Source organism: Ileibacterium valens, from assembly GCF_001945525.1.
Lineage (GTDB): Bacteria > Bacillota_I > Bacilli_A > Erysipelotrichales > Erysipelotrichaceae > Ileibacterium > Ileibacterium valens.
The window spans coordinates 18,929-41,332 of the sequence record NZ_MPJW01000108.1; the positions used below are offsets into that span (position 1 = coordinate 18,929).

17 protein-coding genes are annotated in these 22,404 nt (G+C 42.9%); 12 read left to right on the plus strand and 5 right to left on the minus strand.

Annotation, left to right across the window (positions count from 1 at the left end):
* Positions 1-161 precede the first annotated feature (161 nt).
* From BO222_RS05180 to BO222_RS05190, 3 genes are all read right to left on the minus strand, one after another.
* Positions 162-1,943, minus strand: a complete 1,782-nt coding sequence (locus BO222_RS05180) for a DUF885 family protein (RefSeq protein WP_075818986.1) — start codon at positions 1,941-1,943, stop codon at positions 162-164.
* Between the two features lie 353 nt (positions 1,944-2,296).
* On the minus strand, positions 2,297-3,505 hold the full coding sequence (locus BO222_RS05185) for a hemolysin family protein (RefSeq protein WP_075818988.1): 1,209 nt from the start codon (positions 3,503-3,505) through the stop codon (positions 2,297-2,299).
* A 258-nt stretch (positions 3,506-3,763) separates the two neighbouring features.
* Positions 3,764-4,246, minus strand: a complete 483-nt coding sequence (locus BO222_RS05190) for a CBS domain-containing protein (RefSeq protein ID WP_269843618.1) — start codon at positions 4,244-4,246, stop codon at positions 3,764-3,766.
* A gap of 437 nt (positions 4,247-4,683) precedes the next feature.
* Between BO222_RS05190 and BO222_RS05195 the strand changes: the two genes are divergently transcribed.
* The 4 genes from BO222_RS05195 (at position 4,684) to carB (ending at position 11,547) form a co-directional block, all read left to right on the plus strand.
* On the plus strand, positions 4,684-5,703 hold the full coding sequence (locus tag BO222_RS05195; protein ID WP_083647685.1) for an aspartate carbamoyltransferase catalytic subunit: 1,020 nt from the start codon (positions 4,684-4,686) through the stop codon (positions 5,701-5,703).
* A 247-nt stretch (positions 5,704-5,950) separates the two neighbouring features.
* A complete protein-coding gene (locus BO222_RS05200; protein WP_075818990.1) occupies positions 5,951-7,252 on the plus strand; it encodes a dihydroorotase in 1,302 nt (433 codons plus the stop codon).
* Positions 7,245-8,345 carry a glutamine-hydrolyzing carbamoyl-phosphate synthase small subunit gene (gene carA / locus BO222_RS05205; RefSeq protein ID WP_075819020.1) on the plus strand — a complete coding sequence of 367 codons (1,101 nt, stop codon included), beginning with the start codon at positions 7,245-7,247 and terminating at the stop codon, positions 8,343-8,345. The genes BO222_RS05200 and carA overlap by 8 nt, the downstream gene beginning before the upstream one ends.
* Entirely contained in the window at positions 8,338-11,547 is a 3,210-nt protein-coding gene (gene carB / locus BO222_RS05210) for a carbamoyl-phosphate synthase large subunit (protein WP_075818992.1), read from the plus strand. Before carA ends, carB begins: the two co-directional genes overlap by 8 nt.
* Before the next feature lie 363 nt (positions 11,548-11,910).
* Here carB and BO222_RS05215 read toward each other — a convergent pair whose 3' ends face one another.
* Entirely contained in the window at positions 11,911-14,094 is a 2,184-nt protein-coding gene (locus BO222_RS05215; RefSeq protein ID WP_075818994.1) for an alpha-galactosidase, read from the minus strand.
* 620 nt (positions 14,095-14,714) lie between these two features.
* Here BO222_RS05215 and BO222_RS05225 point away from each other — a divergent pair.
* A complete protein-coding gene (locus tag BO222_RS05225) occupies positions 14,715-16,094 on the plus strand; it encodes an MATE family efflux transporter (RefSeq protein ID WP_075818998.1) in 1,380 nt (459 codons plus the stop codon).
* A 208-nt stretch (positions 16,095-16,302) separates the two neighbouring features.
* Here BO222_RS05225 and BO222_RS05230 read toward each other — a convergent pair whose 3' ends face one another.
* A complete protein-coding gene (locus tag BO222_RS05230; protein ID WP_075819000.1) occupies positions 16,303-16,818 on the minus strand; it encodes an HD domain-containing protein in 516 nt (171 codons plus the stop codon).
* Between the two features lie 319 nt (positions 16,819-17,137).
* Between BO222_RS05230 and BO222_RS05235 the strand changes: the two genes are divergently transcribed.
* The 7 genes from BO222_RS05235 (at position 17,138) to BO222_RS05265 (ending at position 22,176) form a co-directional block, all read left to right on the plus strand.
* A complete protein-coding gene (locus BO222_RS05235; RefSeq protein WP_075819002.1) occupies positions 17,138-17,878 on the plus strand; it encodes a dihydroorotate dehydrogenase electron transfer subunit in 741 nt (246 codons plus the stop codon).
* On the plus strand, positions 17,878-18,786 hold the full coding sequence (locus BO222_RS05240; protein ID WP_075819004.1) for a dihydroorotate dehydrogenase: 909 nt from the start codon (positions 17,878-17,880) through the stop codon (positions 18,784-18,786). Before BO222_RS05235 ends, BO222_RS05240 begins: the two co-directional genes overlap by 1 nt.
* A 2-nt stretch (positions 18,787-18,788) precedes the next feature.
* A complete protein-coding gene (gene pyrF / locus BO222_RS05245) occupies positions 18,789-19,487 on the plus strand; it encodes an orotidine-5'-phosphate decarboxylase (RefSeq protein ID WP_075819006.1) in 699 nt (232 codons plus the stop codon).
* Positions 19,488-19,682: 195 nt separating this feature from the next.
* Positions 19,683-20,351, plus strand: coding sequence for an orotate phosphoribosyltransferase (gene pyrE / locus BO222_RS05250; protein WP_233131211.1), 669 nt, complete (start codon positions 19,683-19,685; stop codon positions 20,349-20,351).
* 181 nt (positions 20,352-20,532) lie between these two features.
* The gene (locus BO222_RS05255; protein ID WP_075819008.1) at positions 20,533-20,874 is read left to right on the plus strand and encodes a PadR family transcriptional regulator; all 342 of its coding nucleotides are present in this window, start codon (positions 20,533-20,535) and stop codon (positions 20,872-20,874) included.
* A complete protein-coding gene (locus BO222_RS05260) occupies positions 20,861-21,391 on the plus strand; it encodes a DUF2812 domain-containing protein (protein WP_075819011.1) in 531 nt (176 codons plus the stop codon). The genes BO222_RS05255 and BO222_RS05260 overlap by 14 nt, the downstream gene beginning before the upstream one ends.
* A gap of 173 nt (positions 21,392-21,564) precedes the next feature.
* On the plus strand, positions 21,565-22,176 hold the full coding sequence (locus BO222_RS05265; protein WP_075819014.1) for a cytidylate kinase-like family protein: 612 nt from the start codon (positions 21,565-21,567) through the stop codon (positions 22,174-22,176).
* Positions 22,177-22,404 lie beyond the last annotated feature (228 nt).

The following is a 22,404-nucleotide window of genomic DNA, read 5'->3' on the forward strand; positions in this document are numbered from 1 at the left end:
GGCTGTTTTCTATTGAATTCAGATTATTTTCTAAGGTAAGCAGAGGCAGTAAAACTTCGAGTCATAAATAAATGATTAACGATTTTTACAAGATTTCATAAAAAAAGTGATCGCAGAAAGTTCTGCAATCACTTTGGGATTCTGAATGTTGATGTCGCTGATCAGGAAGTTTTGGCTTTTTCGATATACTCATCGATGTTTTCTTCAACAATGGAGAACCGAAGATTTCCATCTTTTAGCAGAGCCTGATTGAATTCAACTTCATTGAATTTGTCCTTGAGTTCTTCCTGGGCTTCGGCACGTTTTTGCGTAATCAGATAATAGCCAAAGTAATAGGAGAAGAAGACTCCTGGTTCCTGAGCCAGACGATCATAGATGTCTGCAACCTGCTCGCCATAAATCTGGACGAATTCATCTTTGGATACGCCAGCTCCATTGATTAACAGATCCGCCTGCAGAATGGAGTAGTTGTTTAACCAGGTATTGAGCTTGTAGCCTTCAAGAACCTGCTCATCTAGACCAAGCCAACTCTGTGCGACTTCACCAGCATAGGTGGCGTATCCTTCCTGCATAGCCATATCGGACATGGAGTACTGAGCATTTGAAACGAAGTGTTCTTTGTTGAACTGAGCCTGATACATATGACCTGGAATGCCTTCATGCGCCATCGTGTCAAAGAAGCTCAGACTTGAGAAATCCTGCCCAAAATCACGGGCATTGTAGCGCATCTGATAAGGTCTGGTTGAATCAATCGGAGGATTGACAAAATAGGCAGTAACACCAGACTGAGACTGCTCATCAGGCAAAGCCTTAATTTCATATTCCATCTCATTGACAACTGGGAAGGACTTGGCATAGTTTTCTTCAAGATAACCTAAAATTTCTTCAGGAGATTTCAGCCCGGTGTCGATCGACATAATCGAGTTCATGTCAAAGCCGCTTTCAATCAGCTGCTGTCCCTGGATTGACAGCTGCATTAATGCGCTGGAGACTTCCTGATTGATTTCATCAAGAGAGCTGTCCGTACCTGTAGCACTCTGAAGAACTTTTTCATAATACTCCCGGCCATTTTCATACTGTGCCAGACCTACGACTTCCCCGATTTCATCCTTCATGGAACTGAGTTCATCGATCAGATACTGATAGGATGGGAAGAAGGAGCGGTTGAGTGCATCATGAATCTGCTGCTTGTATTCGTTGGCTTTCGCTTCATCAAGCATCAAAGTATCGACCTCAAGATCCAGTTCTTCAAAGACCGGAGAGCTGGCCTGATTGTCGAGGGTATCCTGACAATAGGTAAGAACGGAGTCTAAATTAAAGGCAAGCAGATCACGTTTTGCCTGTTCCTTTGAAAAGGAAATGGCTTCTTCAAAGTACTGAGGAACATTGTCGATCACTTTCACCAGAGCATCGACATCATTTTCGTTGTACAGTTCAAATTCTGCAAAGTAAGTATAAACCTCACTCTGGGTTCCGAAGTTTTCGCTCCAGATCGAACCCAGATAGAGATATTTTTCCTGATCACTCTCTTTGGAGAATTCATAGGACCAGGTCATCTGATCATAGATCGCCTGATAGGTGCCAGTCAGTTTTTCACGATCAAAGCCTTTGAGCTTTTCTAATACGGCGTTGGTAAAATCGCGGTCTTCCTGAGTCGGAACAAAATTTCCGAGTGAATAAGCATCCTCTTTCAGGGTAATGCCTTCTTTCTGGTAATCGGTGAAGTAGCGATGAGCCAGCAGATAGCTGCGGGAGCAGTATTCCTTGAAATATTCATCAAGATATTCATCAAAGGCCGTATCTTCGGAAGACTGATTGGTCTGTTCGACCTGATCTTCTCCTTTTTGCGCAGCATGACCAGAATCTGTGGTATGGCTGGTTGGAGCACTGCTGCATCCAGCCATAGCCAGGGCAAGCAAAAGAGCTGTCCATTTTTTAAACATGATAGGTATTCCTTTCTTTCATTCTAAATCCAAAATCAGAATCAAAATCTATTATTCAGTTTATGGAAAAGCAACCTCATTGAAAAGGAAAAAGAAATTCGCAGGTTCGCAAGTAATAAACGATAAGTCAATTTTCATATTTGTTTTACTCATAACAAAAAATACGCAGCCATATACGCAATAAATAAGGCGAAAAGATGCGGCTAAATCCAGGAAGACTTATCGAAAAACAAAGGGCATCCCTGAAATGGCAGTTTCGAAAAAAAGCATTCAAAAACAGGGATCCATGATCAATATTCATGGATCCCTGTTTCTTTATTTGGCTTGCTTTTGATTTTTTAACTTCTGGTGCTTCAGCTTTTTTTGTGATCCGAATTCCTGGCTGCTTTTGATGTTTTTTCACCTGAATCTTTAGATATGCCATCATCCTTTTTACGGACAAGGGTCTGACGAATTCGATGATTTTTGATATTGGTGATCTGAATCAGTAAATTACCGATTTCAGCTTCGAGCTGTGTCCCATCTTCAGGAATATAGCCCAGGGTACCAAGGATATATCCTGAGAACGTTTCGAAATCATCCAGTTCAAGTTTTTCACCCAATGCAGAAGAGACTTCTTCAAGATCGGCTGAACCCGAAATGCGCCACATTCCCCTGGGCAGCTTAACGATATCGGCTGGCCGTATCGCATCTTCGGCTTCTGTAATTTCTCCGAGTAATTCTTCAAGGATATCATGCAGGGTGACAATTCCAGTCATCCCTCCATATTCATCGAGCACAACCGCAAAATAGGTTTTTTTCTTTTTCATCTGATGAAGCAGTTCATCGGCGGTTGTATTTTCGGCCACGAAGAAAGGCTGATCAAGAGTGTGATCCAGAATGCTCTTTTTTGAATGGCCATCCTTGAGTCTGAAGTAATCGCGGGTATCAAGAATACCGACGATATCTTCTTCGCCTTCGTTATAGACTGGATAGAAGGTATGACGGTTTTCCATGATTGTCTTGCGCCACTGTTCAGGATCTTCATTGACATCAATGCTGATTACATCGGAACGGTGGGTGCAGATTTCATCCAGAGTTTTTTCATACAGATCAAGCGCATTTTCAGCCACATCGATCGTATTTTCTTCTTCCTTTAACGCTTCTGATAACTCCTCCTGACGTTCATTTTTCACATCTTCAATGCGAAGCGGAATCCAGCTAAACAACCATCCAGAAATCTTCATGAAGGTGATTGAGCAGGAAGTCAGCCAGTCTTTTTTATTGGCGCTGTTGCTCGCTTTGGACATGATCAAAAATACCGCAAAGCTGTTGAGAATAAGCAAAGCGAAAACGCATAAAAACAGATAAAGGGATGAAGCCATAAAAGACAGTTTTAATGAATCAAGAAATAACAGGAAGAATCCGATTCCAAAAAATCCGCCAAGAGACATCCAGAACAGCAGATTTCTTCGACGTTTTAGATGCAGCATTCCATCACTTTGGTCGGTGTAGGCCGCTGCAGCCAGAAACTCAAGACCTAAAAAGATCAGGGCAATACAGATTGATGAAACAGAATCCATGAGTTGTTCTCCTTAAAGCAAAGTTTATTTTATTTTTTTAGCTTATTTTAAAGTATTTCAATTCAATTATACGTCATTGACTGTTGCCGTTGGTAAGGCACACGAAAGTCAAAGATCACTGGCAGACCTGCGAAGCGAAAAACTGGCAGCTGCAGAACTACAGCAATCAGTATATTAAGGATTCCACTGCATTGAAGAGATCAAAAAGAATAAAAGAACTCAAAACGCCAGAAGGCGGCGTTTTGAGTTCTGAATGGTTCAAACATGCAGTGATTTGGCAGCAAGTGATTTTTCATAGCGTTCGAGCTCAATCATCTTTGGAGAAAGAGAAAGCGATCGTCTTGATTCCAGAAAATAATTCAGAATCGCCTGTCGGGTCACAATTCCAATAAAAATATTGCGGTCATCGACAATAGGAACATAGTTCTGGTTCAGAGAGATGGCAAGCAGATCTTCAAAACTGATTGTATTGGGAGCAGCAGGCATAAAACCTTCTCGAATTAATTCAGAGATGGTGTGGTTTTCCAATGCTTTTTCATCGTTTCCATGTTCGAGCAAAAACCAGAGAAAATCCCCTTCAGAAACGCTGCCTAAATAAACACCGGAACGGCTGACTACAGGAACTGCAGAATACCCATGCTTTTTCATCAGCTTTAGCGCCTGTGATAAAGGGAGGCTATCATAGAAAAAGCGGACATCATTCTTAAATTTTAGAAAGAAAAAAACGTTGTCATTAATCATTTCTTTATCCCCTGACTGACTTCAGTATACGCAATAAACGGCTTTAATTTGTCATATCATTATGGGAAATGGTTAAGAATATATTAAGAATTCTAAACTATGAAAGCGATTAACCTATCGGGATTGTTTTGTAATCGTTTAGAAAGGCGGTCTGCTGGTCATGATCAAATCCTTCAAAACAAAATTCTGCACAAGAACCGGTAAAAAGCGGAAAATGAATGGAATGCCTGAATCCTGAATAAATGGAAGAAAAAAGAAAATCTTCTGAAAACATAAAAAGGATAAAAACTTATCTGTATTGATGACTTAAAAGACCGGATTAAAATGACCCGTTCATGGAATTTGACATTTTGAAAATGGATCTTGAAATGCAATTGGACAATGATACAATAATGCAGATATCAAAACAGACGCAATCGATCATTGGAGGGATTTTGATGAACAAGAATTCTCTTTTAACCATGAAGGATTTATCCGTAGACGATATTCTGAACATTCTCAATGATGCGAGAGCTTTTTATATTTCCACTAAAGATTGGCAATTACCAATGCGTAAGGCGTTGGTTGCTAATCTTTTTTTTGAGCCCTCGACCCGGACTCACTATTCTTTTGAGTCCGCAGAATATCAATTAGGAGCCCAGCCTGTAGATTTCACAGCCGATCAGTCAAGCATTACCAAAGGCGAATCGCTTTATGACACCGTAAAGACCTTTGAAGCCATTGGTTATGATGCGGTGGTCATTCGCCATCCACAGGATGAATATTTTACAGAGCTTGAAGATATACAGATCCCGATTATTAATGCCGGAGATGGAAAAGGAAACCACCCGACGCAGTGTCTGCTTGACCTGCTGACCATTTACAATGAGTTTGGAAAATTTGACGGAATCAAGGTTCTGATCTGCGGCGACGTGGCCCATTCGCGCGTAGCTGCCAGCAACCGGGAAGCGCTTGAGCGCCTGGGCGCAACGGTTCGCTTTGCCGGACCAAAAGAATGGGAGCGCGAAGGGTATCCATTTGTCGATATGGATGAAAATATCGGCTGGGCGGATGTTGTCATGCTTTTAAGAATTCAGCGTGAACGCGGAGCGACCCTTTCAGAGGGGGAAGAAGACTATCTGAACCAGTATGGTCTGAATAAGGAACGCTATAACCGAATGCAGGATCATGCGATCATCATGCATCCGGCTCCGGTAAACCGTGGAGTTGAAATCGACTCCGATCTGGTTGAATCAGAGAAAAGCCGAATTTTTGAACAGATGAGCAATGGCGTTTTAGTGCGCAAAGCGGTTTTAAAACGGGCTTTTGGGTTGAAGCCATTCGAAAAGCTGACTTCTCAGGAACCGTTTGAAAAACTCGATCTCAAGGATGAGCTTGATAAGCTGCATAAACTAGAACAAGAACAAGAACTGGAAGCGGAAAAAGAAAAGGCAGGCAAGAAAGTCAAAACCCTGTGATGACAATTCAAAAACAGCTTCCTGCTTAAAGAAATAGACAATCAAAATAAAACGAAATAAAGGGATTTGCAATGCTTTCTGATTCAGTTTATTAGATTCAGCAGATTGAAATGATCTGACCATGATCCAGATTTAATCAGAAAAAAGCAGATGGTCAGAATAAATAGCAAACCAAAATAACGAATCAGCTTTAAAATCAGAAGTTAGGAAACAGGAGTAATACAGAGCAAGGAAAGGAGGACTTTCATTGAAAGCAATTCTTAAAAATGGAAAAATCCTGCAAAATGACACTTTACAGAAAGCGGATATTCTTTTTGATGAAGAACAGATCCTGAAAATTGACGAAAACATCATAGCTGAAGATGAAAATACAAAAGTGATTGACGCAAGTGGACTTGGCATTCTGCCAGGACTTGTCGATACCCATGTTCATTTGCGTGATCCTGGATATACCCATAAGGAAACGCTGGCTACAGGCAGTGCGGCAGCAGCTCATGGCGGCTTTACTACGATCTTTGCCATGCCAAATACTAAGCCATTTCCTTCCACACCAGAGGCTGTAAAAACAATGCTTGAGCGCGTGGATCAGGAAGCTTTGGTACGTGTGATTCCTTTTGCGACGATTACTGTCAATGAAGCGGGGCAGAAGCCAACGGATTATGCAGCGATTAAGGAACTGGGGATTTCCTGGTTTTCAGATGATGGAGTTGGTGTAGCGAGCAGTGATGTCATGGAAGAAGCGATGAAGCAGGCGAAGGCTGCAGATGTGATGTTCAGCTGTCATACCGAAGATATGAACTTTCGCAGACCTGCCGCCTCGGTTCATACCTCAAAGTGGGCTGATCAGAATGGATGGATCGGAATTCCATCACAGACTGAAAGTGAGCAGCTCATTCGGGATCTGAAGCTGGCTAGGGAAATTGGTCTGAAATATCATGCAGATCATATATCGGCTAAGGAAAGCGTTGAAGCATTGCATCAGGCCAAACAGGAAGGGGCTGATGTTTCAGCCGAAGTCACTGTTCATCACCTGCTGCTCGAAGATCACGATGTCAGAGGTCCAAACTGGAAAATGAATCCGCCTTTGCGCTCTCATGAAGACCGCATGGCTCTGATTGAAGGCCTTGAAAATGGAGATCTGGATTTTATTGCCAACGACCATGCGCCTCATGCCAAAGAAGAAAAGGAAAGAGGAATGGAAAAAGCGCCTTTTGGAATTGTCGCTTTAGAAACCGCTTTTCCTTTGTTATATACCGAATTTGTATCCCGTCAGAAAAGATGGAGTTTAGGACAGCTGGTCAACTGGATGTCAGCCGCTCCGGCCAGGCGCTTTGGGCTTGAAAGGACGGGAGAAATCAAGGAAGGATATAGACCGGATTTTGTTCTGGTCAATTTTGATAAGCAGGAAGTCATTGATCCGGATCAGTTTTTATCGAAAGGCAAAAATACGCCCTTTGGCGGATGGATTACGGATTGCGTGATTGAAGAAACACTCTGCAATGGAAAAACTGTGTATCAATCCAAAGAAAGGAAAGCCAAACATGAATAAAGAAAGAATTTTAGTTCTTGAAGATGGGAGTGTTTATCCCGGAAAGGCCATCGGTTCGGACAACTTCCAGGTTGGAGAACTCGTTTTCAATACATCGATGACCGGATATCAGGAAATTCTAACCGATAACTCCTATTGCGGACAGATCGTTATGATGACCTATCCTCTGATTGGAAACTATGGAATTAACCGGGATGATTCTGAAAGCATTGAACCGGCAGTATTTGGCTTTGTCATTAAGGATTACTGCGAACATCCCTCCAACTGGAGAAGTCAGGAAAGCCTGGATGAATTTCTGGCAAAAGAAAACATCCCCGGCATTTACGATGTCGATACCCGCGCTTTAACTCGTAAAATCCGTGATAAAGGGACCATGCGGGCGAAACTGGCGGATGCCGATGCAAATGTTGAAGAAATCGTAAAGGAAATCAATGAAACTCCAGTTATTCATGATCAGGTAGAACGCGTATCGACTCACAAGCTTTATTCCGTACCAAGCCGTGGACTTAAAGTCGTATTAATGGACTTCGGAGCCAAGCTCGGAATTGTTCGCGAACTTTCTTCAAGAGGCTGTGATATTGTCGTTGTTCCTTATGACACTCCTTATGAAACCATCATGAACTTCAGACCGGATGGAGTCATGTTAACCAATGGACCAGGAAATCCGGAAGATGTTCCGGAAGCCATTGAAACCATCCGGCAGCTGATGGGCAAAACCGTTGTCTTTGGAATCTGCCTGGGTCATCAGCTGATTGCCTTAGCCAACGATGCAAAGACATATAAACTCAAATTTGGTCATCGCGGTGGAAACCATCCTGTCGTTTTCCTCGATGATGGTCATGTTGAAATTACCTCACAGAACCATGGATACGCCGTGGATGCCGATTCCTTAAAGGATACGGATCTGGTTATGACGCATCAGGCCTTAAACGATAAATCATGCGAAGGTGTTCGCCATACTAAATATCCGGTATTCAGCGTTCAGTTCCATCCGGAAGCCAATGCCGGACCTGAAGATTCAAAAGATCTGTTTGACCAGTTCATTTCAATGATGGAAGAAGAAAAAAATAAGAAGGAGAATGCATATGCCTAAACGCGAGGATATTAAAAAAATTCTTGTGATCGGAAGCGGTCCGATCGTGATCGGTCAGGCAGCGGAATTTGACTATGCCGGAACCCAGGCCTGCCAATCTTTACGGGAAGAAGGCTATGAAGTCATTCTGATCAACTCCAACCCGGCAACGATCATGACGGATTCAGTCGTTGCAGACCGTGTTTATATCGAACCAATCTCTCTAGATTTTGCAAAACGCGTCATTTACAAGGAAAGACCGGATGCCATTTTGGGATCGCTGGGCGGACAGACCGGATTGAATCTGGTTGTTGAACTGGCTGAAGATGGCATTCTTGATGAATACGGCGTTGAAGTGCTTGGAACGGATCTGCATGCTATCAACAAGGCAGAAGACAGGGAACTGTTTCGTTCCCTGATGAATGAAATCAATGAACCCGTTCCAGAAAGCACTATCGTTCATACCGTTGAAGAAGCCGTTGAATTTGCAAGCGGCCTGGGTTATCCGGTTGTTGTAAGACCGGCCTATACGCTTGGCGGAACGGGTGGCGGCTTTGCCGATAATGAAACAGAACTTCGCTCCATCTGTGAAGCCGGATTAAAAATATCTCCAGTGCATCAATGCCTGATCGAGCGCTCCATTGCAGGCTTTAAGGAAATCGAGTATGAAGTAATGCGCGATTCCAATAACAATGCGATTGTCGTATGCAACATGGAAAACGTCGATCCTGTTGGAATTCATACTGGAGATTCGATTGTCGTAGCTCCGGTTCAGACTCTGACCGACCATGAAAACCAGATGCTGCGCACAGCCAGCTTAAAGATTATCCGGGCTCTGGAAATCTGCGGCGGATGCAACGTACAGCTTGCTCTTGATCCAAAAAGCTTTAAGTATTATGTCATTGAAGTCAATCCACGTGTTTCCCGCTCTTCAGCTCTGGCCAGTAAGGCGACGGGTTATCCAATTGCCCGTATTTCGGCCAAACTGGCGGTCGGACTGACTCTCGATGAAATTCTCAACCCGATTACGAAGACAAGCTATGCCTGCTTTGAACCATCCATCGACTATGTCGTCAGCAAATTCGCCCGTTTCCCATTTGATAAGTTCCCTAAGGCAGACCGTCATTTAGGAACACAGATGAAGGCGACTGGAGAAGTCATGTCAATTGGCCGGACTCTGGAAGAATCCATGCTCAAGGGCATCCGCTCTCTGGAAATGAAAGTGGACCATCTGTACATGAAGGATCTCGATGGCCTGTCTCAGGAAGAACTGCTTGAAATCATTGACCGGCAGGACGATGTACGAATTTTTGCGATTGCTCAATATTTTCGCAATGGTGGGGAAGTGGAAACCATCGCTCAGAGAACAAAAATGGATCCTTTCTTCCTGTGGCATATTCAGCACATCATCGATCTCGAAGATGAAATGATGAAAAATCCGATGGATGCTTCTGTTCTTCGTGAACTCAAGAAAAATGGATTCTCGGATTCCTACATTGCCCGCAGCTGGAATATTCCTGAAACCGAGTTGTATGAATTCAGAAAAGCCAACGGCATCATTCCGGTTTATAAGATGGTCGATACCTGTGCTGGAGAGTTCACCAGTGCGACTCCATACTTCTATTCAAGCTATGAACAGGAAAACGAAAGCATTCCAAGCGACAGAGAAAAAATCGTCGTATTAGGATCAGGTCCTATCCGTATCGGACAGGGTGTTGAATTTGACTATGCAACGGTGCATTGCGTTGAAACGCTTCGGGATATGGGCTATGAAGCCATTATCATCAATAACAACCCGGAAACCGTATCCACTGACTTTACGATTTCTGACAAACTGTATTTCGAACCACTGACAACTGAAGATGTCATGGCAGTCATTGATCTTGAAAAACCGCTGGGCACCATTGTTCAGTTTGGTGGTCAGACTGCGATCAACCTGGCTGAATCTCTGGTTGAACGCGGTGTTAAGATTCTTGGTACTTCTTTAGATTCAATCGATAAGGCGGAAGACCGCCATGAATTTGAAGCGATGCTTCATAAACTCGATATTCCTCAGCCTACAGGGGAAACTGCGGTAACTGTTGAAGAAGCATTGGTAATTGCCAATAAGATTGGTTATCCGGTTCTGGTTCGCCCTTCCTATGTCCTTGGCGGAAGAGCGATGCAGATCGTTCATGACGATGAAGAATTAAAGACTTATATGGCTGGTGCGGTCAAGGAAATCAGTCATGACGCACCAGTTCTGGTTGATAAGTATGTCGTTGGTAAGGAGCTTGAAATTGATGCGATTGCCGATGGCAGAGAAGTTTACATTCCTGGTGTGATGGAACACATCGAAAGAGCCGGAGTTCACTCCGGAGACTCGATTTCGGTTTATCCAGCCCAGACGATTTCTCAGGAAGTGAAGGACACAATCATCGATTATGCAAGACGAATTGGAGAAGGATTTGAATTTGTGGGTCTTTATAACATCCAGTTCATCGTGGACCATAACGATAAAGTATATGTTCTGGAAGTTAACCCACGAAGTTCGAGAACCGTTCCATTCCTTTCCAAGGTAACTGGAGTGCCAATGTCCTACATTGCTACTCAGGCTGTGCTTGGAAAATCCCTAAGAGAACAGGGATATGAGCCTGGTTATCACAAGGAAGACGAACACCGAGTCTTTGTTAAGGCGCCTGTATTCTCCTTTGCCAAACTGCGTTCGGTAGATACCGTGCTTGGCCCAGAAATGAAATCGACCGGTGAAGCCATGGGAAGCGACATCAATCTTGAAAAAGCGCTGTATAAGGCATTAACTGCTTCTGGTATTAAAGTCAGCGTCCATGGTAACGTCCTGTTAACGATCGCGGATCAGGATAAGGAAGACATCCTGCCGATGGCTAAGCGTTTTGCGGAAATCGGTTATGGTATTTATGCGACCCGTGGAACAGCTAAATTCCTGCGTGAGAATGGTCTGTTTGTTCACGACGCAGCCAAGATCGAAGAAGAAAGCGATGCGGCAACGGTTGTCGATATCATCCGTAATGGAGAAGTCAATTTCGTTATCAATACCATGTCAAGAAATGACAGAAAGAACGAAGACGATGGCTTTATCATTCGAAGAGTCGCAGCGGAAAACAACATCTCCTGCATGACTGCTTTGGATACCGCGGATGCTTTACTTAAAGTTCTGGAATCCCTCTCGTTTTCAATGATTTCGATGAACGAAATGGGCAAATAAGCCAATCGTTTCGTTTTCAGATAAAGACACTCAAATTAATCATTAATCAAAAAAGTTGAAAAGCTTCCGGTCAAATCGTAGTGACGATAAACCGAAAGCTTTTTTGCGTTGTTTCCTGGTTATCCTGCTTCTTTGATTTAAGGAGGATGTACTTACAAATCCAGTCTGCCCTCTGATTTACATTGGCATGAGCACTTTTCACAGCATAAACAGGTCTGAAGATCTCAAGGATACAAACAAGGATACAAATAGGAAAATAAAAGGCTGATTCATCGCCGGATCATTGCCCTGGATGAATCAACCTGAAGTATTTCATTTAGAATTTAAAGCAGAAATTAAAAGACTGAAGAAATCCTGATCGGACTAATTCTGATTGTTTTTTTCAGGAAGTGCTTCAAAGATAAACTCGAATGGATAATTATCGCCAAGCTCTCCTGGCAGCAGAATTCCTCCGTTCATTAACGCTTTTCCAGAGAAAACCATTCCGGATTTAGTTTCTTTATACATCTGATCTTCATTCAGATTGCGCAGTTCGATAGGCTGACGCAGGGAGTTTGGCCTCTTTTCATAACGAATGCCGTGAACGATGACGCGCTTTCCATCATTAAACTGCCAGGCCGAATAGGAATCCTTATACGGATGGCTTAAACGATCGTATTCACCATTCAGGATTGTATTCTGAATGTCATGGAAATGAGCGATCTGTTCTTTGATTAAGTCCTTTTCTTCCTGATCAAAAGAAGTCGGATCGAGCTCATAACCAAATGTTCCAGCCATAGCTGCGGTTGCTCTGGTCTGAAGGCTGGTGATGCGTCCCGTCTGATGGTTTGGCACAGCAGAGACATGGGCGCCCATAGAAGAGACAGGATAGAAGAAGCTGGTTCCAAACTGAATCTTGGTGCGCTCCTTGGCATCCGTATCATCGGAAGTCCAGATCTGAGGCATATAGTAGAGCATACCCGCATCAAAGCGTCCTCCGCCGCCGGAGCAGGCTTCAAAAAGGATTTCCGGGAATTCTTCAGTAAGCCGGTTTGCGAGATCATAAACCCCAAGTACATAGCGGTGGGCCATTTCCTTCTGACGATCGGCTGGAAGCGTTTTTGTATAAAGATCTGAGAGCGAGCGGTTCATATCCCATTTGACATAGGAGATATCGTGAGCTCGTAAAATCGCTGAGATCTTTTCATAAATGTAATCGACAACTTCTGGATTTGAAAAATCAAGAACAAGCTGATAGCGGTTGCGGATCGGGCTGCGGTTTGGCATTTGAATGACCCAATCTGGATGATTGCGGTAAAGGTCAGAATCTTCACTGACCATTTCCGGTTCAATCCACAATCCAAACTGCATTCCAAGTTTCTTAATTCCATCGATCAGTTCACCAAGATCACCGATCTTTTCCTTGTTGACATCCCAGTCGCCTAAACCTTCCATATCACTGTCGCGCTTGCCAAACCAGCCATCATCAAGTACGAACAGATCAATGCCCATTTCGGCTGCTGATTTTGCGATTTCAAGCAGTTTTTCCTTTGTGAAGGTAAAGTAGGTGGCTTCCCAGTTATTCAGAAGGACTGGCTTATTCTTCTTGGCCAGAGGACTTCTCATGACATGATCACGGATAAACTGATGAAAGTTTTTAGAAAGGCGGCTTAACCCCTGATTGGAAAAGGAGAAGATGGCTTCAGGTGTCTGAAAGCTCTGGCCAGGTTCAAGTTTCCATTCAAAGGTATCCGGATTGATTCCTGCACTTACCCGGATCTGGTTGTGCTGGTCCTTTTCAGTACGAATCGCAAAGCTGCCAGAATACATCAGCATAATTCCCCAGCAATTCCCACTTGTTTCAGTGGTGGTCGGATTTTTGAAAATCACAGCCGGGTTATGCTGGTGAGAGCTCGAGGTCCGCTTGCTTGAGATTTCTGTGATGCCATTCGTGACTGGAACACATTGATATTCGCGTTCCATGTTATGCCGACCGTAGAAATGAATCATTTCAAGATCCTGCAGGCCAAAATCCAGACTGGCCGAATCAGCCGTTTCAATGAATACCGGCTGATCCCCCTTGTTTGTGATCGTCATCGAGCGGGCAATGACATCGCACTCTTCAAAAGTGCTGTAATGTAAAACGACTTCGAGCTGGCTCGTTTCATCCATCAGAGTAATATTGAGGTTTTCGCTTTCAGAAAATGAATGCGGAAGTCCTTTTAAAGGCTGTTTTGCCTGATGGTCGGCACTCTTGAAACGAAGATCGCTGGCAATGGATCCATCGGCCTGGCGAATGGCCAATGAATTGATTCGGTAGTCTCCAGTTCCTTCCACCGGGATTTCCTGCATCCTTGTATCCAGAGAATAGGTTCTGTCGTTTCCGGCATCGCTGATCTGCCCGGAAAAGCCGGTATCGTGCCATTCCTGCAGGTAGCTCATATCCATGCCGGTTTTTGGACCATACCAGACATGCTGTAAAATCTGATAAGGATCCTGTTTGAACTGCCAGGAGCTGTTTTTGGTCTGCAGCTCAAATTCTGCCTGATTTAACTGTTCATTTGTCATATTTGTAATATCTCCAATTCAGTGATTTCTATAGTTTTTGGTTTTTCATTCTTTCATTTCACTGGTTTGTTTCGTTTTTTTTGTCTCTTCAATTTTTAATCTTATCCTTATGGGTACATAGAATCGTCTTTATCGCTTGATCCAATCCACTCAGAGCGAGGAGGGATACGATCAGAAGATGCGATCAGAAAAGGAATTCTCAGGTGATTCTAAAAGTTGTAAATTCGGTTGACAAGAGGTTTCAGGCAATTGGATCAAATGTTTCCAAAGTTGGTTTTTCATGTGAAAACAGCCCTATCAAAGCACAGAAAATTCTAAAAAATGGTATTAGAAAATGTTCTGAAGGAGCATTTGATTCAGTTCTGAATCTTTGTTCATCTGAGTGTTTCATCCATCTTCAAAGGTGCATCCAGTCCATTCAAAAATATTAACAACTCGCTTGGATGCTATGGATACTGGCATTAGCCTGGACCTAGTTAGAAGTTTTTGGATCTGTTATTGCCTGAAAAATTTGATTCTGTTAAGTTTGGTAACGTCCTGAACATTTTCTTTCGTTTTGTTTTTTTTAGTTTGCCAAAAACAAAACTCATATCAGAAGGCAAAAGAAAGGAAGATTGATTATGCAGACAGAAAATAAAATGGGAACTCAACCTGTGACTTCATTGCTGATTAAAATGTCGATTCCAATGATGATCAGCATGCTCGTCCAGGCGCTTTATAACATTGTCGACTCAATGTTTGTTGCCCAGATCAGTGAAAATGCACTGACTGCCGTTTCGTTGGCTTTCCCCTGGCAAAACCTGATGATTGCCGTTGCGGTTGGTACCGGAGTCGGTGTAAACGCCATGCTTTCAAGGTGGCTTGGAGCGGGAGAAAACATGCTTGTCAAAAGCTGTGCAGATCATTCTCTGATTTTAGCGCTCTTATCAGCCATTGTTTTCGCGGTGGTTGGAACGATGTGTTCGCATCTGTTCTTCTCGTCGCAGACGAGTGTTGAAGAAATTGTCGTTTACGGCGATGAGTACATGAGCGTCATTTCGATGTTCTGTTTTGGGGTTTTTATTGCCTGTACCTGTGAAAAACTCTTATCAGCTACAGGAAGAACGACTCTGACTATGTATGTGCAGGCTGCTGGTGCGATCACCAACATCATTCTTGATCCGATCATGATCTTTGGACTATTTGGCTTTCCGGCAATGGGAGTCACCGGGGCCGCCGTGGCTACAGTCATCGGACAATGGGTTGGAGCCGCGCTTGGTCTTTTTTTGAATTTTCAGTACAATCCGGAAATTCAGATTTCGTATAAAAATTTCAAATGGGATAACAAAATTGTAAAAGCCATATACTCCGTAGGTTTGCCATCCATCATCATGCAGTCGATTGGCTCGGTCATGACCTACGCGATGAACCTGATTCTGATCGGATTCAGCACAACAGCTACTGCGGTTTTTGGAATCTACTTCAAGCTTCAAAGTTTTATCTTCATGCCGGTTTTTGGTCTGAACAATGGCCTGGTTCCAATTGCAGCCTATAACTATGGGGCTCATAAACCGGATCGAATCATGGGCGTATTTAAAGCGGGAGTCATTACAGCCGAGTTGTTTATGCTTGTTGGCTTTTTACTGTTCCAGTTTGTTCCTGCTGAACTTTTAGGACTGTTTAAACCCAGTGAAGAAATGCTGTGTATTGGCGTTCCGGCCCTCCGTATCATCTCCTGGTCCTTCCTGTTAGCCGGGTATGGTATTCAGACCGGATCACTGCTGCAGGCTCTGGGTCATGGGATGTTATCGATGTGGTCTTCAGTGATCCGTCAGCTTGTAGCCCTGGTCCCTTTTGCCTGGCTGTTGTCTAGACTAGGCCAGCTTGATCTGGTCTGGCTGTCCTTTCCAATGGCTGAAATCGTCAGCGGAGTTGTCATTACCTTCTTTTTGATTCATGTCATTAAAAAGCAGATCAGACCAATGCAGGAAGCGGCAAATCAAGAATGGCGTACAGCTTAAAGCATCCAGGAAGATTGCTGTGAGTCCTTCAGTTCGATCTTATGAAGATGGATATCAATTGAATATTTCCTGATGGAAAGACATGCCAAAAACAGGCAGAAATTCGATTCGGAATTTCTGCCTGTTTTCACTTTTAGCCTGTTTTTATATGTCCAATGACTTTAATCTTTATGGTTTGCGCTCACGTATACGCAGGAAAGTCGGATGTTTATTTTCCAGAGGTTTTTGGATGACGATACTTTTTGCTTTTACGCTTTCCGAGTGTTTCTTCAAAGGTTGCGATCTTATCCGCAATGGTTACGAGCCAGCTTTCCCTGTATTTTGGAGGGCGTATGGTTAATGGCCACATGTGAGAAAGAATGATATCGGATTCTTTTTCATTCAGATCAAAATCATCTTTGGCATTATTTAAAGCGGTTCTTGGATGGGTAAAACCATGTGGAGAATGGCCATGATTATCATGCCAGTCATAGAGAAAATAGTCATGAAGCAAAGCCCCTCTGACTAAGGATTCCCGGTCAGTTTTAGCTGGCAGAAGATCCGCTAATCGATGAGCCCACCAGGCAACGTTCACAACATGCGTATGAACAGAGGTGGCACCATGATGGTTAAAGTTTTTCAGCTGAAGAAATCGGCCGTCATCTTCTAGGTGCTTGCGAATTTTCTTGATTCGCTGCGCTCTGTGATAGCGTCGATTGCTTTTTTTAATTGATTGTCTGTTCATACTTTCATTTTACGTTTTTACAAGCTAACACTCTGTACTCAGGCCCGATAACTGTAAACGCTCAATTCATCATCTAAAACAAAACGGATAAAACACACGATAGATTTAAACTATCGCAAATTAGATTGTTTATATTATAAAAGATATTATTCTTTTTGAAGGTTTGTATTTAGACGGCTTCAGGAATGTCTCAAAACGAAAAATCTTGAAAGCAGAAAAAAAACAAACTGAACAAAAAACAGGGATAATAGAATCGTTAATGACCTGTTCTTTGTTGGACAGGTATTTTGATCAAAATGAAAGAAGAAGGTAACACGTAATGGAAACAGAAAACCAAGCGCAAATCCTCTCCAATGTCGAGATCGCGAAAGACATCTGGAAGATTGATCTGGAAACACCGCAGGCTGCTGAAGTTAAACCCGGACAGTTTGTGATGGTTGAGCTCCCTGGTTATTTTTTAAGACGACCAATTTCCGTCTGTGACACAAATGACGGCGTTCTGACTATGATCTACAAGGTTATGGGTAAGGGAACGGATCTGATGACTACCCTGAAGCCTGGAGAGTCATTAAATCTGGTTGGACCTTTGGGACAGGGATTTCCGGTTGTTGGATCGGTTGATGCCGTTCTTTTAATTGGAGGCGGTGTAGGAACTCCACCTCTGGTGAAAACCGCAAAGGCCTGGCTGGAAAAAGGCAAAAAGGTGGATGTCGTTTTAGGTTTCAATACGAAAAACGACGTATTCGGACTGGATCTGTTTGCTCAGTTAGGAATTGATGCGCATATCGCAACAATGGATGGAAGCATGGGCACGAAGGGAACAGTGCTTGATGCCATTAAGGAATGCAATATTGACACTGAATTTGTACAGGCATGCGGACCGCTCCCAATGCTGCGTGCAGTACAGAATGCTTATTCAAAAGGTTATATTTCTCTTGAATCGAGAATGGGCTGTGGAATTGGCGTATGTATGGGCTGTGTTGTAACAGATAACGGCGGAGAGCTGCTGCGCGTATGCAAGAATGGTCCTGTATTCCCAATTGGAAAGGTGGTACTCTGATGGATCTCTCAGTAAAACTTCCAGGTCTTAACCTGAAGAACCCGATTATTCCAGCAAGCGGATGCTTTGCTTATGGACGTGAATTCAGCCGTCTGTATGATCTGTCGATTCTTGGCGGATTATGCATTAAGTCAGTAACAAACGATCCACGTTTAGGAAATCCAACTCCTCGCATTGCCGAAACTCCATGCGGAATGCTCAATGCGATCGGTCTGCAAAATAAAGGTGTAGATTTTGTAAAACAGCGTGAGCTGCCTTTCCTGGCTAAATTCGATACAGAAGTCATTGCGAATGTGGCTGGCGCTTCTGAAGATGAATATCTTGAAGTTATTCGTAAGCTGAATGACTCTCCTGTCATTAAGGCGTATGAACTGAATATTTCCTGTCCGAATGTGGCTCATGGCGGCATGGGACTTGGCACGACACCTGAACTGGCTGGTAAAATCACCCGCATGTGTAAGGATGTGGCTGAAAAACCGGTTTACGTAAAACTTTCCCCAAATGTAACCGATATTGTCGCCATCGCTCAGGCCTGCGAAGCGGCTGGTGCCGATGGACTGGTTTTAATTAATACGCTTAAAGGTCTTTCGATTAACCTGAAAACCGGAAAACCTTTACTGGCCAATGGAACTGGCGGACTGTCCGGACCAGCCATTAAACCAGTAGCATTAGCCATGATTTATCAGGTCGCTCAGAATGTGAACATTCCAATCATTGGAGTGGGCGGTATTATGAGTGCAGAAGATGTTCTTGAATTCTTAAATGCAGGAGCAAGTGCCGTAGAAATCGGGGCTGCAAACTTCCATGATCCATGGATCTGCAAAAAAATCATTGACGAACTTCCATCTGTTCTTGAAAAATATAGATATAATTCTGTTCAGGAAGCAGTTGGAAGGAGTTTTAAATAGACATGAGCAAAACAATCATAGCTTTAGATTTCTCAAGCCGTCAGGAAGTCATGGATTTCCTCAGACAGTTTAAAGAACCAGTCAGCGTCAAGATCGGGATGGAACTCACCTATGCCGAAGGCCTTGATATGATCCGCGAAATCGTGGAGGCAGGTCATGAGGTGTTTGTGGATCTGAAACTTCATGATATCCCAAATACCGTCAAGGGCGGAATGAAGAACCTGGCATCTTTAGGGGCTTCGATTCTCAACTGTCATGCTGCTGGTGGTATTGAAATGATGAAAGCGGCTAAAACGGGTCTTGATGAAGGGGCTGCAGACAATAAAAAACCACTCCTGATCGCGGTTACGCAGCTGACCTCAACTTCGAAGGAAGCCATGAATGAAGAACAGGGTATTCCTGGTGAAGTCATTGATTCGGTTGTCCGATATGCAAAAAATGCCAAAGAAGCGGGTCTTGATGGGGTTGTCTGCTCAGTTCATGAAGTAGAAGCGATTAAGAAAGCCTGCGGGCCAGAGTTTCTATGTGTAACGCCTGGAATTCGTTTAGCAAGCAACAGTGTGGATGATCAGAAACGGGTAGCCACACCAGAACTGGCAAAAGAGCGGGGAAGCGACTACATCGTTGTTGGACGTTCAATCACCAAAGCAGAAAATCCTGTTGAAATCTTCAATGAAATTGAAGCTGTGATGCAAAGCTAAGAATCAGAGGCATAAAAGGATTCGATTTCCTCTGGTCAAATGGTAGTAACCTGACCATGGAAAAATCTTCGAGTCCTTTTTCTTTTGGTTTGATTGGTTGGAAAAAAGATGTTTTTCACTCCTGAAAGTCTGATAGACTGAATTTGACAACCGGAAACTGAGTGGATCATCCGGAATCAGGAAGGAATATATTTTATGATGGATAGTTATAAAAAAGAATTTGTGGATTTCATGCTTGAATCACAGGCTTTAAAATTTGGAGATTTTACTCTGAAATCAGGACGGAAGTCTCCATTTTTCATGAATGCTGGTGCTTACGTGACTGGAAGTCAGCTGCGCAGGCTCGGAGAGTTTTATGCCAGAGCAATTCACGATAAATATGGTGATGACTTTGACGTGCTTTTCGGTCCGGCTTATAAAGGAATTCCGATTGCCGTAGTGACTGCGGCAGCCTATTCAGATCTTTACAATAAAGAAGTTCGCTATTGTTCCGATCGAAAGGAAGAAAAGGATCATGGTGCTGATAAGGGAAGTTTCCTTGGCTCTAAGCTGCAGGATGGTGATCGAGTCATCATGATTGAAGACGTGACGACTTCTGGCAAATCAATGGAAGAAACGGTACCTAAGGTCCGTGGTGCGGCAGATGTTGAAATTAAGGGATTAATGGTGTCCTTAAACCGACAGGAAAAAGGAAAGTCAGAGCAGAGTGCGCTGGATGAAATCAAAGATCTTTACGGATTTGATACAGCCGCAATTGTCGCTATGGATGAAGTGGTTGAGTATCTTACAGAAAAGAATGTCATCGACGATGAGCTTGCAGGGCGTATTGCCAAATACTATGAGCAATATGGCGCAAAGAAATAAAAATTGACTATTTCATAATGAATAAATAAGGCTAAAAGAAATCTTTTTTTCAGAATCCGGAGAAAAGATTTCTTTTTTCTTTGCATAAACTATCGAAGTGAGATATAAATAGATCGTAGTCAAATACATCGAACTGCTATATATAGTGGTGATATATAAATTCGAGAAGAGGGGTAATTTGATGAATGATCGAATAATGAGAACCTATTCCCCGATGACGGAGACGGCGTTTTACATTCTCTATTTTCTGCAGAATCCTGACCATGGCTATTCCATCTCTTTGCAGACTGCGAAAATCAGTGACAATCAGGTCAGCATTTCACCAGGAACCATGTATGGATCCTTATCGAAAATGGAGAAGGATGGATTGATCGAGTTTGTCAGACAGGATGGAAAACGAAAGATATACCAGAACACAACATTAGGAAACGAAGTACTGCAGCGTGAAATTGACCGAATCCACCGGCTGTATCTCAACAGCAAAGGGCAGGTCTTTAAAAAAGGAGACGATGAAGATGCTTAGAATTCGATTTTATAATTTAGGACAATATCCACAGGAAGAACAATGGCTTCATGAAATGGCCGCTCAGGGATGGATTATTCAAAAGAGTGTTCTGCCATGCTTTTATTTCTTTCAGAAAGAGAAGCCGCAGGACATTGTATATCGATTTGATTTTCTGCCCTGTGTCAGACAGCAGGATGATTCGATCAATCTGTTTGAGGATTATGGCTGGAAATATATTACTCAGATGAATGACTTTGTTCTCTTTTGCAAACAGGCAAAAGACTTTTCCAATTCAGATCTGGAGATCTTCTCTTCGCCTGAATCAAAAAACGAAATGATCATGCGGATTCTGAAAAGCAGACTGATTCCAGTCAGTTTCGTTTTAGGTTTCATGATACTTTTATGCATATACACATGGGTCTTTGGTCACTCATGGGATTCAAAGGTGATCACAACGGTATGTACTGGAATCGTTTTTGTCGTGGTAGCAAGCTGCTGGATTGAATTGATGAATCTTAAAAAGAAAATTCAGTAATTCTGATTCTTGTCTGAATCCTGAATTACAGGAAACGTTTCTGAAAGCGCTCTGAAAGAAAATGACAAAAATTCTGCTTTGACTTATTCTTATAGAAGGAGAAGGGCAAAATAGGATGAATTGTTATTAATGATTTAAAAGATCCTTCAGATTTTGCCTGAGAGAATAAGAATATGAGTGCCAAGATTATTACAATTACAAGAGAATTTGGATCTGGGGGGCGTACGATCGGTAAAAAAGTGGCCGAAGCGCTTGGATATGATTTTTACGACTGGAACCTGGTTTCAAAAATTGCAGCGGAAAGCGGATTTGCTCCAGAATTTGTAGAAGAAAACTGTGAAGATGCCAGCAGCGCACTGCCATGGCTGTTCAGAGCTCAGAATGTTGGTGGAGATCTGTCCGATCAGCTTTTTGCAGCTCAGCGAAATGTGATCTGGCAGCTGGCTGAAAAAGGAAGCTGCGTCATTGTTGGACGCTGTGCTGACTATCTGCTAAGAACGAGAACGGATGTTCTGAATTGTTTTATTTATGCTGAAGGAGAAGCCAAGAAACAGCGGATCATTCATGAATACGGAGAAACTGAAGTCTCCATTGATAAGCGTTTAAAAGATAAGGACCGCAAACGTAAAGCGCATTATCAGTATTACACCGGAAGAAAATGGGGACGTGCTTTTTATTATGATGTCTGCCTGGATTCCGGACGATTGGGTATTGATGCATGTATCGATACGGTCGTTTCTTTAGCGAAAAGTTTTACCTGCACCACACCTAAAGAAGAAGACTAAAAACGTTGTGACAATCAGCTTCTTGTAAGGTTAGAATAAGAAATCGACGGATAAATTCTTCGACATCGAAATAAAAGAATTAAACATAATCATAAATAACGAGAGTGTAATTTTATCTGTGTAAGTCGAGAGCGTACGGCTCGGCCTGCACAGATTTTTTTTGCGATTTGTGCTTTTATTAAGAAAAGAGGAAATGAAATCATGGCTAAAATCAAACGCAATCATGAA

Coding starts and splice junctions, on each gene's coding strand:
- carB (WP_075818992.1), top strand. CDS start 8,338: ATGCCTAAACGCGAGGATATTAAAAAAATTCTTGTGATCGGAAGCGGT.
- BO222_RS05265 (WP_075819014.1), top strand. CDS start 21,565: ATGAGTGCCAAGATTATTACAATTACAAGAGAATTTGGATCTGGGGGG.
- BO222_RS05225 (WP_075818998.1), top strand. CDS start 14,715: ATGCAGACAGAAAATAAAATGGGAACTCAACCTGTGACTTCATTGCTG.
- BO222_RS05190 (WP_269843618.1), bottom strand. CDS start 4,246: ATGATTAATGACAACGTTTTTTTCTTTCTAAAATTTAAGAATGATGTC.
- pyrF (WP_075819006.1), top strand. CDS start 18,789: ATGAGCAAAACAATCATAGCTTTAGATTTCTCAAGCCGTCAGGAAGTC.
- BO222_RS05235 (WP_075819002.1), top strand. CDS start 17,138: ATGGAAACAGAAAACCAAGCGCAAATCCTCTCCAATGTCGAGATCGCG.
- BO222_RS05180 (WP_075818986.1), bottom strand. CDS start 1,943: ATGTTTAAAAAATGGACAGCTCTTTTGCTTGCCCTGGCTATGGCTGGA.
- pyrE (WP_233131211.1), top strand. CDS start 19,683: ATGATGGATAGTTATAAAAAAGAATTTGTGGATTTCATGCTTGAATCA.
- BO222_RS05230 (WP_075819000.1), bottom strand. CDS start 16,818: ATGAACAGACAATCAATTAAAAAAAGCAATCGACGCTATCACAGAGCG.
- carA (WP_075819020.1), top strand. CDS start 7,245: ATGAATAAAGAAAGAATTTTAGTTCTTGAAGATGGGAGTGTTTATCCC.
- BO222_RS05195 (WP_083647685.1), top strand. CDS start 4,684: ATGAACAAGAATTCTCTTTTAACCATGAAGGATTTATCCGTAGACGAT.
- BO222_RS05260 (WP_075819011.1), top strand. CDS start 20,861: ATGAAGATGCTTAGAATTCGATTTTATAATTTAGGACAATATCCACAG.
- BO222_RS05255 (WP_075819008.1), top strand. CDS start 20,533: ATGAATGATCGAATAATGAGAACCTATTCCCCGATGACGGAGACGGCG.
- BO222_RS05240 (WP_075819004.1), top strand. CDS start 17,878: ATGGATCTCTCAGTAAAACTTCCAGGTCTTAACCTGAAGAACCCGATT.
- BO222_RS05215 (WP_075818994.1), bottom strand. CDS start 14,094: ATGACAAATGAACAGTTAAATCAGGCAGAATTTGAGCTGCAGACCAAA.
- BO222_RS05185 (WP_075818988.1), bottom strand. CDS start 3,505: ATGGATTCTGTTTCATCAATCTGTATTGCCCTGATCTTTTTAGGTCTT.